Consider the following 12909-nt stretch of genomic DNA (forward strand, 5'->3'; position numbering starts at 1 on the left):
TACATTTTTTATTCATGTTTCTTATTATAGCATACTGTTTAAAGCTATAATGATAGTACTTTAACAGCAAGTTTATCCATTATCCGTAATTTTTGCTACTAGGGTATATCTAATTAATGAAAATCCACCCATAGGGTGGATTACTTTATAACAGGGTTTAACTCACCAGTTAATTTTTGAAGTTTATCAACAGTAACAGTATGTGAGACCGCTGTGGATAATTTAGCTACTTGTAGCTGACCTAAGGAATACGCTACTTCATCTACCACATCTTTTGTGGCCATGCCAACTTCATACTTGGCTTTGACTACTTTCAGGGTCTCTTGGAGCTGTTTTTCTTTTACTTCGTATTGCATATACTTAGTTTGTTTATCCAAAATATCCAAACAATAGGCTTTTGCTAAAAGACGAATACTTTCTTCTGTATCCCTAACCTCATTCTGGGCCTGGGATTCGGTATATTCCCCGATATCGTAAGAATCCTCGTAATACTTTGCATTACTTTCCTTTTTTGCTTTCTCTTTTTTAGCCCACACTTCAAAGGAATTGTTTACTGACCTTAACACCATTGTATCTACATCTAGATTTTCTATGGGTGTAAAGGCAACTGTATCCACGAGTTCTGGACGTGCTTCTTGATTATTTCCCATTAACTTATTTAAATTACTATAGGCTTTCGTAAGTGTGTTGGTCTTTTCTTCAATGGCTGCTTTGTCTTCTTTTAAGGTGCTTTCAGCAGTAAGTACATCCATTTGAGTAGCCATGCCGACTTCATACTTAGAAACCACCTGGGAGTGTTTAATCAATGATACGGCAAGCTTCTGGTGTGCAGTTGCCAGATCCTTCTTTGCTAAAAGAACGTTGTAATAGGCTTCTTTGACATCAATTACTAGTTGTCTTTTTTGATTATCCAGCAATTTTTCAGTGGAACGGTAGCCTAAATCAGTTTCAAAATATACTTTGTGAATTTCTCTATCCTGTTGTTCTGGTATGTTATACCCAGACATTATCCCATTCATGGACCATTTTATATTATCACGGGTTATATCCAACTTTTCCATGTCTAATTCGGTATTTTTTATTTGTGTGTTATAAATAAAAGCCTTTTGGGTAGCCTGTTGCAACGTTAGTTTGTCTACTGTTTGTTGCGCATAGGAAGGCATAGCTTGGAGCATAATTGATATCATGCTAACCATAAGAATAAATATTTTTTTTCGCACGACAAAGCCCCCTTTGGCTATAGTTAGATAAAGCCCGAGCCTTTTGGCTCGGGCTTTTGATTCATTAGCTAGTTATTCTATTGATTAGTAGGAGATAACAACTTGACCGTTAGCAAACCCTACCATTGCGCCAAAGCCTTCAGCAACATAACGAGCGGGTAACATGGTGCGGCCATTAACAATTTCAGGAGCTACATCCATGGTTACAGTAGTGTCGTTGTTCATCAGAGTTTTGCTACCGATGGTCAACTTAACTACATCGTTACCTTTGGTCAGAGTTACAACACCGTTTTCATAGGCAATGTCTTGTTCGCTCACACCCAGAGCCAGTGCTAAATATTTAACAGGTACATAGGTGCGTCCTTCTTTAATATAAGGGGCAGCATCCATAACCTTGGTTACACCGCCAGCAGTGTAAATGGAAGATCCAATGTTGAAGAGAACAGTGCCCGCTTCAGGAGCAGGAGTTACAACTTTAGCTGCAACGGTCTTAGCAACGGTGGTGGTGTCAAATTCACCACTGTCAAGGGAATTGTCGGCGCCATCTTTCTCTTCTGCACCTTCTAACCAACCTTTTTGAGCTTTATCGTTTTGTACGATAGCGCTACCTTTAACCTTAGCTTCGATGATACCTTCAGGAATGGTGCGGTCTAAATCTACGGTAATACCGGAAATCTTAATTTTGGAAGCCTTGCTGGATTCGCCTTTAATAGGGATAATCAGGCGAGTGTCACCATTTGCAGTATCAATATTGTCTTCATCGATGTCCAGGTTGCCTTCGATAACTTCTACTTTGTAGTCGTTCCACTTAACTCCATCGGTCAAGTCAACATATAATTCGGTCTTTTTCTTGGTGTAATCGTTGGTCTCGGTAATAGCACCATCTTTCAGTTCGGTGATAACGATATCGCCAATGGCTTGCTTCTTAACACCAACTTTAACGTTGCTAGCTTGACCTTCGATTTTAACAGGGTTAACAGCCTTAGCGATAACCAGCTCGCCTTCGCCGCCAGCTTTACCGATTACTTTCATTTCGATGTCGCCAGCTTTACCAGCTTCAACGGAAAGTTGTAGTTTGAATTTCAGTTTGCCACCACTGGTGTTGCCTTTAGTGGACTGGCCAATTTCAAGTTCAACTTCATTATCATCGATGTCATCAGCAGCTACGAAGGTGTCCTTAACTTTAAAGTCATCTTGGGTAAACTTAACGTCGGTCACTTTAACCCAAGAAGGTAACTCAAGGGTGACTTTACGACCTTCGATAAATGTTCCTGCAACAGATTCTTCAATGGTGATTTCTTCAGTTTCTTCGTCAAAACGACCAGCAAATAATTCTTCTACTTCTTTAACCTTCAGGTCAACTCCGAAATCGGAATACTTAGCAATTACTACATCAGCATCAGTAACATTATCACCGGACACGTTAACTTCAACGTCGCCATATTTAGCATCTTTGTCGGGATCAATCACCGGAACAATGGTGATAATACCGCGTTGGTTGGTGCTGTTGGTAGTAGGCTTGAAGTAAATATTCAGGTTTCTACCATCGATTTGATAACCTTGAACTTTGTTAGCAATATCAGTTGAAGTTAAGCTGTTAGCAGAAGTAATATCTGCGTTAGCAAAGGATCCGGAGAAAGAAACTTTGAAATCACTGTTTGCTTTCCAGTCAAAGTCGGTAGGTAATTTTACCTTAATTTTTTGGTAATCAGTACCCATGGAACCTTTGGCAGCTTCTTCAATGGTGATTTCACCAGCTTTAGAAGTAGCATCGCCAATGGTTTCAACGTCTTCTACAGTGGTAACGGTATCTCCATCAAAGGCTCTGGCAATTGTGAGTTCTTGACTGGTTACAGCAGAATCTTTGCCATCGATCTTGACTTTAATATCTCCGTTTACACTGGAATCAGCTTTGATGTAAGGTGTGATAACAATATCATCAACCTTGTCAGTATCAACATCTATGTTGTTCATGGTAATTTGCAACTTGGAGTCGGAAAGAAGTTTTACTTCAGGGTCAGCAGTGGTATAAGTTTTTCCGTTGATATCTACGCTGAGTTTGGTGGCACCTTCGTTAACCCACTCAACACCGCTGGGAAGAGTTAAGGTGAAAACATCACCATATACGAAATCGTTAACATAGTCTTTGTCTTCACGAATAGTGATGTTGCCAATGCCTTGGGCTTCATCATTGTTATCAATGCTGATTACTTTGCTGACACTGTTCTTGGAATAAGCAAGGGCGGGTGTAGCTGCGGGCAGTACAATGCCACCGACCAGAGCTACAGCTACCAGAGTAGATACTACTTTTCTGGTTCTTTTCAAGTTCATTACCTCCTAATGTTTTGGTTATAATTATTCAGGGTAGGTATATTAAGGTGGGGTACCCTGATTTCCACCCAGGAAACAGAGTTAAAAGTTCTCTGTCTTTCCCTTTTTTGTTGTTTCATTGGTTTAGACGTGATATGTTTCTGTAAAGTTCCCAAGAAAATATATTTTTCTCTAAAAATTATTCTGGTTTACAAAGATCATCGGGATAGTACCCGTTTATTTCTGCTTGTGCTTTATCAATTAACCAAGTGCGATTTTCCTCAGGTATTTTTTTGGCTTCCTCGCAATTTGGATGATGATACTTGCCTGTTACTCTGTCTCCCAGGAATTTGCCATTGGTAAGACCCGTATCAATATGAAGTTCATGGTCCTTTTCCACATCAATCTGTACCTGCTGATGATTCTCGCTAATGATACTGTACTTTTTTCCATCTGTCTCAATAATGATGGTACCATTTGTTCCTGTGCTGTATAGCTTTGCCCCTGCCTCTTGGATTCTCTTAAGGGTTGTTCCCTTGGGGTAACCAAGTACGCTATTGTCGGAGGTTAAAATCGCCACTTCTGGCTTTGTGAGATTCAGGAGTTCTTTACTGGTGGAGTATATACCGCCGTGGTCGGCTATTTTAAGCACTATATACTTTTGAGCCGGTATATCGGACATCTCAGTTTGACCGGTTCTATCTGACATGAATAGGAATGACTGATCCCCTACTTTTAATGAAGAAACAATGGTTTTGGATGGTCTGTCGGCATTAATCATTTGGCCATAACTACTAAGAATCTCAAAGGTTACTCCACTTAGAGCCAACACTTGTTTGTTGGCTGGCTCGTAAGAAATGTTTCTTTTTGTAAGCTCTTCTTTAAACCTTTCATAGTAGTTATCGTTGCTGGCAGTGTAAGTATCAATAACTTTTTTTACTTTAAAGGATTGGAATATTGTAGCAAGCCCTTCCATATGTTCCTGTGACACGGTAGATGAAACGACCAAGTCAATTTCTTTTACTCCCTGATTCCTTAAATAAGTAGCTACAGTCCCCCCACCTTTTTTGTCACCTGCATCAATGAGAATATTTTTATCATTTAATAATTGAATAAAAATAGCATCGCCAAAACCCACATCAATGAAATGCACTTTAGCCAAGGGCTTTCCAGTTAACTGTATTTTATCTTCGGCATAGGTTACATTATAATTTAAAGACTCTGCCAAGAACCTTAAGGGAACGTAGGCCTTTCCTTCTATTACTACAGGAGATACCCCGGAGGATACAATTTTATTATTTAAATAGGATAAAGCATCACCCATATGGATTCTTAGCTGGGTTTCATTTTTTTCAATATAGGCTATACCAACATCCGCAAGGTAGTTAACTTTTGCTCCTAATAGATTCGAGGTATCCCGTAGAGGGATAAGAATATGGCCCTGGTACGTAACCGCCTGTAAGCTGTACTCTTTCCCTTCCACGGTTACCTTGGTATCTGCATAGGCCGGCAGTGCAAATAGCATTAGGGTCGCCAGTATAAGAAGCCAAAGTTTTGTTTTCTTCATTCGGAACCCTCCTCTTATGATAATTTAAATATAAGGCTAGCTTTTCAGCTAGCCCACAACCTTCCTAAACAACTTACTACTCTTCGGCTTCGGCAAAATATTCATCATGGCCAGAGCCTTGCCTGTTCCATGGGCTACGCAGGAAATAGCGTCCTCGGCTATGTAAACCCCCAGGCCAGTTTCTTCCGATATAAGAGTATCCAGACCATGCAACAGAGCCCCGCCGCCGGTCATAACAATGCCTTTGTTAACAATGTCTGCTGCCAGTTCCGGAGGAGTCATTTCCAGAACTTCTTTGACTGCCCCCACCACAGCTTCCAAAGGTTCGGCAATGGCATTGTAAACTTGGTGACTGCTGACGGTGATGGCCTTGGGAAGGCCGGTAATCAGGTCCCGGCCGCGAATTTGGGTGGTTCTCTCGGCAGTCTTATCTGGGACGGCGGTGGCCACTTCTACTTTGATTTCTTCCCCGGTGCGTTCGCCAATCATCAGACTGAATTCTTTTCTAATATAGCGTACGATGGCTTCGTCAAATTTATCACCGCCAACACGGATGGAACGGCTGCAAACAATACCACCCAGGGATAGTACTGCTACGTCGGAAGTACCACCGCCGATATCTACGATCATGGAGCCATTGGGTTCTGCGATATCGATACCGGCCCCCAGGGCAGCGGCCAGGGGTTCTTCAATGAGGTGGGCAGAACTGGCCCCGGCGGAAATGGCTGCTTGTCGTACGGCCCTTTCTTCTACGCCAGTAACACCCGAAGGGATACAAACCATCACCCGAGGCCGGAAAAACCATTTCTTTCCATTGGCTTTATTAATGAAGTAACGAAGCATTTTTTCGGTCACTTCGTAGTCGGCAATAACACCTTCCCGGAGGGGACGTGTGGCCACGATGTTGCCTGGCGTACGACCCAGCATTCTGCGGGCCTCTTCGCCCACTGCAATTATGGTGCCGGTGTCTTTATTGATGGCAACCACAGAGGGCTCCCGGAGTACGATTCCTTTTCCTTTAACGTAGACCAGGACGCTGGCAGTTCCCAAGTCTATTCCGATATCGGTGTTGAGACCAAACATAGTTTTTACTTCCTCCTAGCTTGTAGTTCGTATTCGGTAAGATTGGTATTCTGAGCATTTGTTAGCTTCCTGCTGGCTCTGGGCCTTGGGCCATTGGCTTTTTTGCATGTCAATCTTAGGGTTCTGGTTTTTAAAAATTCATGGCTTGACCCATAAGTAGTGCCCGTAAGTAAGGCTTGTCCACCATCCCAAGGGGAGTTGTACAACGGGTATGCAAAGAAAAACAGGAATGGCAGATTATCCTAAAAAACAAGGATTCTCTATTTCCTGCATAAATTCCTTTTTATCTTTAAAATTTCTCTTTTAATTGACTAGCTTATTTCTTTATATTTCTTGCGGGTAGCTTCTCCTCCCCTGAGGTGTCTTTCGGCCTTATTTTCATCCAGTATGGTTTTCACTTCCAGTGCCAATTGTTTATTCAGGGACGGGAGTCGTTCAGTCATGTCTTTGTGGACTGTGCTTTTGCTAACTTGAAAAACCTGGGCAGCTTTCCGCACTGTCGCCCTGGTTTCTAAGATATACGCACATATGTCCAGCACCCGCTTTTGGATGTAGTCCTGCATTTTCCTACCTCCTATTTGAGAAGTGAGACGTGAGAGGTTAGAAGTGTGAGAATGGATGTCTATATTCTCTGGTAAGTTAATTCACTCCGAGCTACTTTTTTACTTAAATATATGCGGGGGGTTAGGAGAAATGTCACAAAATAAAAAGAAAATGGCCTATAATAGGCCATTTGGAAAAGCTATGAGAAGATAATATTTATTTCCAGTAAATATTGGGGTCTACGGGTTTTCCGTTCTTGGTAATTTTAAAGTACAAATGGTTCTCTAAAACGCCGTTGGTTCTGCTGTGTTCACCCAGGGTACCTAGGGTTTGGTTTTTCTCAATTTTTTGTCCTGCCTTAACCTGAACCTGACCCAGTCCACCATAGGTCGCTTGCCAACCGTTACCGTGGTTAATGCTTACAACCATGGTGCCCTTATCTCCTGAGGAAACTAAAGAAACTGTGCCGGCCAGGGCTGCCTTAACTTCGGTTCCCGGTTCTGCGGCCAGGGCAACCCCTGTGCTGTAACGGTAGTCCTTAAAGACTTCGGAAAAGGTCATGCCCACTCCGGTTAAAACATGACCCATAACTGGTTTCACCATTTCTTCCGGGTTAACTGCGGCTGGAACTGTGATCTCCTGGGTTTCTTTTTGCACAGGGTCCTTTTCTTCTTTTGCCTTAGCTAGCTGGCAGGTTGCCGGTGCCTGTTGACTATGCTTTTGCATTACCTGGTTGCTTTTTGGGTTAGTTACGGTATCCTTTAGTATCTGCCCGCTGTGCCAACTGTAGAGTCCATAGGCAGACAAAAGTGCCGCGACCACTACAAGGGCCACCAGGGCTGTGGAATTAAACTTACTGTTTCCTTTGAGTAACCATTTTCTAAGCCATTCCCGGTATTTCTTTATTAGGTCTTGATTACGTAGTTGGTTGCGGAGCGAATTTTCAAAGGGCCACATTAGTTTGGATCAGCCTCCTGATAATACTAGTTGATTATAGTATTGCCAGGAAGGGAGGAGAGTATACTAGGGGATTAGCCGTCAGCCATCAGCTTTTTTGCATGTTGTTTTTTGGGGTTGGGGCCGTGGGCCGTGAGCTTTGGGCCTACTTCTTTTTCAGCGGGAGTCAGACCCCGATGAGTGTCTGGCTTTGGGCCTGTAACCTTTCCAACTTTTAGCCTTTCCAACTTTTAGCTAATAGCTATTTCAAACTTTTTATTTTTACTCCGGTATAGTAATGTTTCAGTATTTGTTCGTAGGTTTTGCCTTGCTGGGCCATCCCTTTGGCGCCATATTGGCAGAGACCCACGCCATGTCCGTAACCTCTGGTGGTAAAGGTGATTTTATCTCCAGTAGCTTGCCAAGATATGCGTGTTGAGCGAAGGTTTAGAATTTCCCGCAACATGGTGGCCGAGTATTCTTTATTGCCTATCCTTATTTCCTTGGGACGGCCAGTGGCGGTTTCCTTGGTAATCTGAATGGCTTTGTTCTTTAGGGTTGAAACCGGGACAGCCGAAAGGTTGGTTTTTAACTTTTGATCTAGTTCTGACAGTGTAAAGGCCACTTGTCTTTCCGGTTGTGGATCTGCACAATAAGGGCAGGCGACCCCTTTGAGGTAAGGGGCAGCGGTCACCCATACCTCCTCGGCGTTTTCAGTTCCACCGCCACAGGAGGCATGGAAGGCTGGGAATATTAATTGGGAGTTGTAATAGATGACCTGTCCGCTGGTGCTGTCCACAGCCCATTTAATTTTGTAGTAATACTCTAGATATTTTAACTTGCCCCACCGTTTTTCCATCTCTGCTTTGGATATCCAAGCCTGGCCTTCCCGTGGATCACTGGAGACGTCTGCTCCGGGGTGGCGTGCATTTTGAACTCCTCCTGGAGTCATGCGCTGCATAATATAGGTACGGGCTGCCACTGCTTGTGCTTTAAGGGCTTCCACCGGAAAGGCTGCCGGCATTTCCGCCGCCACCACTCCTACCACATATTCCTCCAGGGGGAGGGTCTGAATTTTTTGGGTAAGATGGTTATACATTTTTACTGTTGTGCCCTCAGATTTTATATGGGGAGGGTTTACCAGTTGGTAAAGTTTTAGGGTAACGGAGGGAAAGGCAACCATAAGAATCAGGAGTCCGAAGAGAGCCAGCATGAGTTTTCGCACTTTTGGAGCACCGTCCTTTGTATAGCTGTGGGCTGTGAGCCGTGAGCTTTTCTAGCTTCGACGGGAGTCAGACCCCGATGAGTGTCTGGCTTTGTGAGAGGGGTCAGACCCCTTAGGTTCAGTCGTCAGCCTTCAGCTTTTTTCTTTTGGGTATTGCTTTGGGGCGGGCCATGAGCCATGGGCCGTGGGTTGTGAGCTTTTTTGAATGTGTGTTCTTTGGGTCGGATTTTTGCGGGTTACTTAAAAATAAACCTTATTTCTATAGATATGAAACTAGATGGTAAAATATACCATTTAGTTATCTTTATTATTGATTTTTATTTAAAGCCTATGTCGGGGTTAAAACAAGTTTTCAGATAGGTTTGTTTGGTCATGGTGCCAGGCACCATGACCAGACCCCTTAGGTTTTCCAAAAGGCTCACAGCCCATGGCTCACGACCTTCAACCCCAAAGAAATACTTGCACAAAAGGCTGAAGGCTGATGGCTAAACTAGGCCATCACTGCTTCACTTCAACCCGGCGAATATTTGCTCCGATACCCTGCAGTTTTTCGATTAGTCTTTCATAGCCACGGTCAATGTGATGGATATTGGCTACTTCGGTTTCTCCTGTGGCGGTTAGGCCCGCCAAAATCATGGCTGCACCGGCCCGCAGGTCTGTGGCCTTAACTGCTGCTCCGTTCAAAGTTTTTACACCCTGAACAATGGCGGTTCGCCCTTCAATTTTAATTTTTGCACCCATACGTTTTAATTCATTAACATGCATAAAACGATTTTCAAAAACTGTTTCTGTGATTATGCTGGTGCCTTCTGCCACAGCCATCAAGGTCATAAACTGGGCCTGCATATCAGTGGGAAAACCCGGATAGGGTAGGGTCTTTATATCCACACCCTTTAATATGCCATTACAGCAAACCTGGATGTGGGTCTCTTCTTCTTTAATTTCGGCACCGGCTTCCTTTAGCTTGGCCACAACCGGTTTAAGATGGTCTGCAATGACATTTTCCACCATAACATCCCCCCGGGTCATGGCCGCAGCCACTAGATATGTGCCGGCTTCAATACGGTCTGGAATGACGGCATGGGTGGTGCCAGTTAGTTCCTTAACACCATTGATACGGATTACCTTTGTACCAGCCCCTTTAATTTTAGCCCCCATGGCGTTCAGGAAGTTGGCTAGATCAACAATTTCTGGTTCTTCGGCTGCATTTTCGATGGTTGTTTGACCTCTGGCCAGGACAGCGGCCATCATGATGTTTTCGGTGGCCCCAACACTGGGAAAATCCAGATAAATATCGGCTCCTGTCAATTCCTTGGCCACTGCTTCAATATGGCCAGAACCATACCGAATGTCGGCACCCAGGGCCGAAAAACCCTTTAGATGTAAATCAATGGGCCTAGTACCGATGGCACAGCCCCCGGGTAAGGAGATTCTGGCCCTTCCCTCCCTGGCTAATAAAGGTCCCATGACTAAAAAGGAAGCCCTCATCTTTCGTACATATTCATAGGGGGCTTCTATGTGCTGGAGGGAGGGAATGGATATTACTAGCTCTTCCTTGGTTTTTTCAATGCGGGTACCAAGTTCTTGCAAAACTGAACAGATCACTCCCACATCTGCCAGATCCGGTACATCCAATAACCGGGTTTGGGTAGTGGTAAGTAAAGAAGCTGCCAATATTGGAAGGACAGCATTTTTAGCCCCACTGACACGGATGGAGCCGGTTAGAGGGCGACCGCCTGAGATAATAATTTTTTCTTCCATGGTTTCTCCTTATTTCTGCTTCTATGGTGCCAGGCACTTGCTCGCATGTAGGACTGGCTTGATTCGTGCTTTTATCTGCGGCAAGAGCCAGGCACCACGTGGGCTTTCCAATATTCGACGGGAGTCAGACCCCGATGAATGCCTAGCTTTGTGAGAGGGGTCAGACCCCTCTGGTTTTTGTCCCACTTTCCGCTTTCCAACTTTCCAACTTTCCAACTCTCCAACTTTCTGCTTTCCGCTAACTGCTAACAGCTACCGTATAGTATTGCCACAAAAACCCCTTATAAATACAAAAACCCAGGACAGCTTCGCTATCCTGGGTTTTTTCTGGCATATCAGAAAGTATAGGACTTCCCGATATGCATAAGGGCAAACTAAAGCTCCGCCTGCGTCAATGACTTGGCGGAGCTAAGTTTTTCTAACTTATTCAGCAGCTTTGATACGGTTGATTGCTTTGTGCAGAGCAATTTCTGCCCTGTGAACATCGATTTCGGAGCCCTTGCTGTTCAGGCGCTGTTCAGCACGCTGTTTTGCTGCTTTGGCCCGTTCGACGTCAATTTGGTCGGCTCGCTCGGCGGTGTCAGCCAGAACAACAATCCGGCTGTTCTTGACTTCCATGAACCCACCGCTGACGGCCACTTTGAAGAATTTGCCACCCTGCTGAACCCTTAATGTACCAACCTTAAGGGCTGTTACCAGGGGTGCGTGCTCAGGTAAGATACCGAGTTCACCATCGGCGCCGGGTGCCACGACAAAATCGATTTCTTCACTGAATACTACCTTTTCAGGTGTGACAATATCAAGGCGTTGGGTTTTAGCCATAATTATGCACCAGCCTCAATACGTTTTGCGTTCTCCATAACTTCTTCAATGGCGCCGGCCATGTAGAAGGCCTGCTCCGGTAAGGCATCGTGTTTACCGGCGAGGATTTCATTAAAGCTACGGATTGTATCTTTTAAGGATACATATTTACCGGGACGACCGGTAAAGGTTTCTGCCACGTGGAAGGGCTGAGACAGGAAACGCTGTAGCTTACGGGCCCGGGCCACGGTCAGTTTATCTTCATCTGACAGTTCATCCATACCCAGAATAGCGATAATATCTTGTAATTCTTTATAACGCTGCAGTACAGACTGAACGCCACGGGCACATTCATAGTGTTCTTTACCCACTACCTGGGGATCCAGAATACGGGAGGTAGAATCCAGCGGGTCAACCGCAGGATAAATACCCAGCTCGGAGATGGCACGGCTTAATACAACGGTGGCGTCCAAGTGAGCGAAGGCGTTCGCAGGAGCCGGGTCAGTCAAGTCGTCCGCAGGCACGTAAATGGCCTGTACCGAGGTAACGGAACCCTTACGGGTGGAGGTAATACGTTCTTGTAATTGACCCATTTCAGTGGCCAGGGTGGGCTGGTAACCTACCGCGGAGGGCATACGGCCCAGCAGAGCGGAAACCTCGGAACCTGCCTGGGTGAAACGGAAGATGTTGTCAATAAAGAGCAGAGTGTCAGCGCCTTCTTCATCACGGAAGAATTCCGCCATGGTAAGACCAGTCAAGCCAACACGGAGACGGGCTCCCGGGGGTTCGTTCATCTGACCGAACACCATGATGGTCTTTTCTAATACGCCTGCTTCTTTCATTTCATGGTAAAGGTCGTTACCTTCACGGGTCCGCTCACCTACACCGGCGAACACGGAGATACCACCGTGCTGCTTAGCGATGTTGTTAATGAGCTCCATAACGATAACTGTCTTACCTACACCAGCACCACCGAACAGACCAATTTTACCACCCTTCAAGAAGGGGATCATCAGGTCGATAACTTTGATACCGGTTTCCAGCATTTCTGCCTTGGTGGATTGGTCTACCAGAGCAGGAGCCGGACGGTGAATGGGATAGTATTTTTCAGCTTTAATGGGTTCTAAACCATCAGCCTCTTCGCCCAGTACGTTCAGCAGGCGGCCCAGAACAGGTCGACCTACAGGAACTGAAATGGCTTTACCGGTGCTAACTACTTTCATACCACGCTTTAGACCCTCGGTGGAGGACATGGCGATGCAGCGAACACGGTTGTTACCAAGGTGCTGGGCCACTTCCAAGGTCAGATTCCACTTGGTGGATTTATCTTCCTGGTCTTCAGTACGGATTTTTACCGCACTATATATATCAGGTACCTGGCCAGGTGCGAACTCAACGTCCACAACCACACCAATAACACTGACGATATGGCCAACATTCATGTTGTTCTCCGACCTCCTTGC

11 protein-coding genes are annotated in these 12909 nt (G+C 44.9%); all 11 read right to left on the reverse strand.

The window, feature by feature from the left end; all coding sequences use genetic code 11:
* Positions 1 to 140: 140 nt before the first annotated feature.
* The gene (locus tag DRED_RS16710) at positions 141 to 1220 is read right to left on the reverse strand and encodes a TolC family protein (RefSeq protein ID WP_011879431.1); all 1080 of its coding nucleotides are present in this window, start codon (positions 1218 to 1220) and stop codon (positions 141 to 143) included.
* An 84-nt stretch (positions 1221 to 1304) separates the two neighbouring features.
* Positions 1305 to 3545, reverse strand: a complete 2241-nt coding sequence (locus DRED_RS16715) for a copper amine oxidase N-terminal domain-containing protein (protein ID WP_011879432.1) — start codon at positions 3543 to 3545, stop codon at positions 1305 to 1307.
* 184 nt (positions 3546 to 3729) lie between these two features.
* Complete coding sequence (locus DRED_RS16720) at positions 3730 to 5097, reverse strand: stalk domain-containing protein (protein ID WP_011879433.1); 1368 nt, start codon at positions 5095 to 5097, stop codon at positions 3730 to 3732.
* Between the two features lie 48 nt (positions 5098 to 5145).
* Positions 5146 to 6180 (reverse strand): rod shape-determining protein, encoded by a 1035-nt coding sequence (gene mreB / locus DRED_RS16725; RefSeq protein WP_011879434.1) that lies wholly within the window; start codon positions 6178 to 6180, stop codon positions 5146 to 5148.
* A gap of 311 nt (positions 6181 to 6491) precedes the next feature.
* Positions 6492 to 6743 (reverse strand): sporulation transcriptional regulator SpoIIID, encoded by a 252-nt coding sequence (spoIIID, locus tag DRED_RS16730; protein WP_011879435.1) that lies wholly within the window; start codon positions 6741 to 6743, stop codon positions 6492 to 6494.
* Positions 6744 to 6939: 196 nt separating this feature from the next.
* Positions 6940 to 7680: a M23 family metallopeptidase gene (locus DRED_RS16735; protein ID WP_011879436.1), complete on the reverse strand. Its 741-nt coding sequence runs from the start codon at positions 7678 to 7680 to the stop codon at positions 6940 to 6942.
* A 74-nt stretch (positions 7681 to 7754) separates the two neighbouring features.
* Positions 7755 to 7907, reverse strand: a complete 153-nt coding sequence (locus DRED_RS18910; protein WP_156779696.1) for a hypothetical protein — start codon at positions 7905 to 7907, stop codon at positions 7755 to 7757.
* A 14-nt stretch (positions 7908 to 7921) separates the two neighbouring features.
* Positions 7922 to 8884: a stage II sporulation protein D gene (gene spoIID, locus DRED_RS16740; protein ID WP_011879437.1), complete on the reverse strand. Its 963-nt coding sequence runs from the start codon at positions 8882 to 8884 to the stop codon at positions 7922 to 7924.
* A 498-nt stretch (positions 8885 to 9382) separates the two neighbouring features.
* Positions 9383 to 10645, reverse strand: coding sequence for a UDP-N-acetylglucosamine 1-carboxyvinyltransferase (gene murA, locus DRED_RS16745; RefSeq protein WP_011879438.1), 1263 nt, complete (start codon positions 10643 to 10645; stop codon positions 9383 to 9385).
* Between the two features lie 423 nt (positions 10646 to 11068).
* Positions 11069 to 11467: a F0F1 ATP synthase subunit epsilon gene (locus tag DRED_RS16750; protein ID WP_011879439.1), complete on the reverse strand. Its 399-nt coding sequence runs from the start codon at positions 11465 to 11467 to the stop codon at positions 11069 to 11071.
* A gap of 2 nt (positions 11468 to 11469) precedes the next feature.
* On the reverse strand, positions 11470 to 12888 hold the full coding sequence (gene atpD / locus DRED_RS16755; protein ID WP_011879440.1) for a F0F1 ATP synthase subunit beta: 1419 nt from the start codon (positions 12886 to 12888) through the stop codon (positions 11470 to 11472).
* Between the last annotated feature and the right edge of the window lie 21 nt (positions 12889 to 12909).

This window comes from Desulforamulus reducens MI-1 (assembly GCF_000016165.1).
Classification (GTDB): Bacteria; Bacillota; Desulfotomaculia; order Desulfotomaculales; family Desulfotomaculaceae; genus Desulfotomaculum; species Desulfotomaculum reducens.

Excerpts from the sequence above, each read along its gene's own strand:
- DRED_RS16720 (WP_011879433.1), bottom strand. The coding sequence starts at position 5,097 with ATGAAGAAAACAAAACTTTGGCTTCTTATACTGGCGACCCTAATGCTA.
- mreB (WP_011879434.1), bottom strand. The coding sequence starts at position 6,180 with ATGTTTGGTCTCAACACCGATATCGGAATAGACTTGGGAACTGCCAGC.
- spoIIID (WP_011879435.1), bottom strand. The coding sequence starts at position 6,743 with ATGCAGGACTACATCCAAAAGCGGGTGCTGGACATATGTGCGTATATC.
- DRED_RS16735 (WP_011879436.1), bottom strand. The coding sequence starts at position 7,680 with ATGTGGCCCTTTGAAAATTCGCTCCGCAACCAACTACGTAATCAAGAC.
- murA (WP_011879438.1), bottom strand. The coding sequence starts at position 10,645 with ATGGAAGAAAAAATTATTATCTCAGGCGGTCGCCCTCTAACCGGCTCC.
- DRED_RS16750 (WP_011879439.1), bottom strand. The coding sequence starts at position 11,467 with ATGGCTAAAACCCAACGCCTTGATATTGTCACACCTGAAAAGGTAGTA.
- atpD (WP_011879440.1), bottom strand. The coding sequence starts at position 12,888 with ATGAATGTTGGCCATATCGTCAGTGTTATTGGTGTGGTTGTGGACGTT.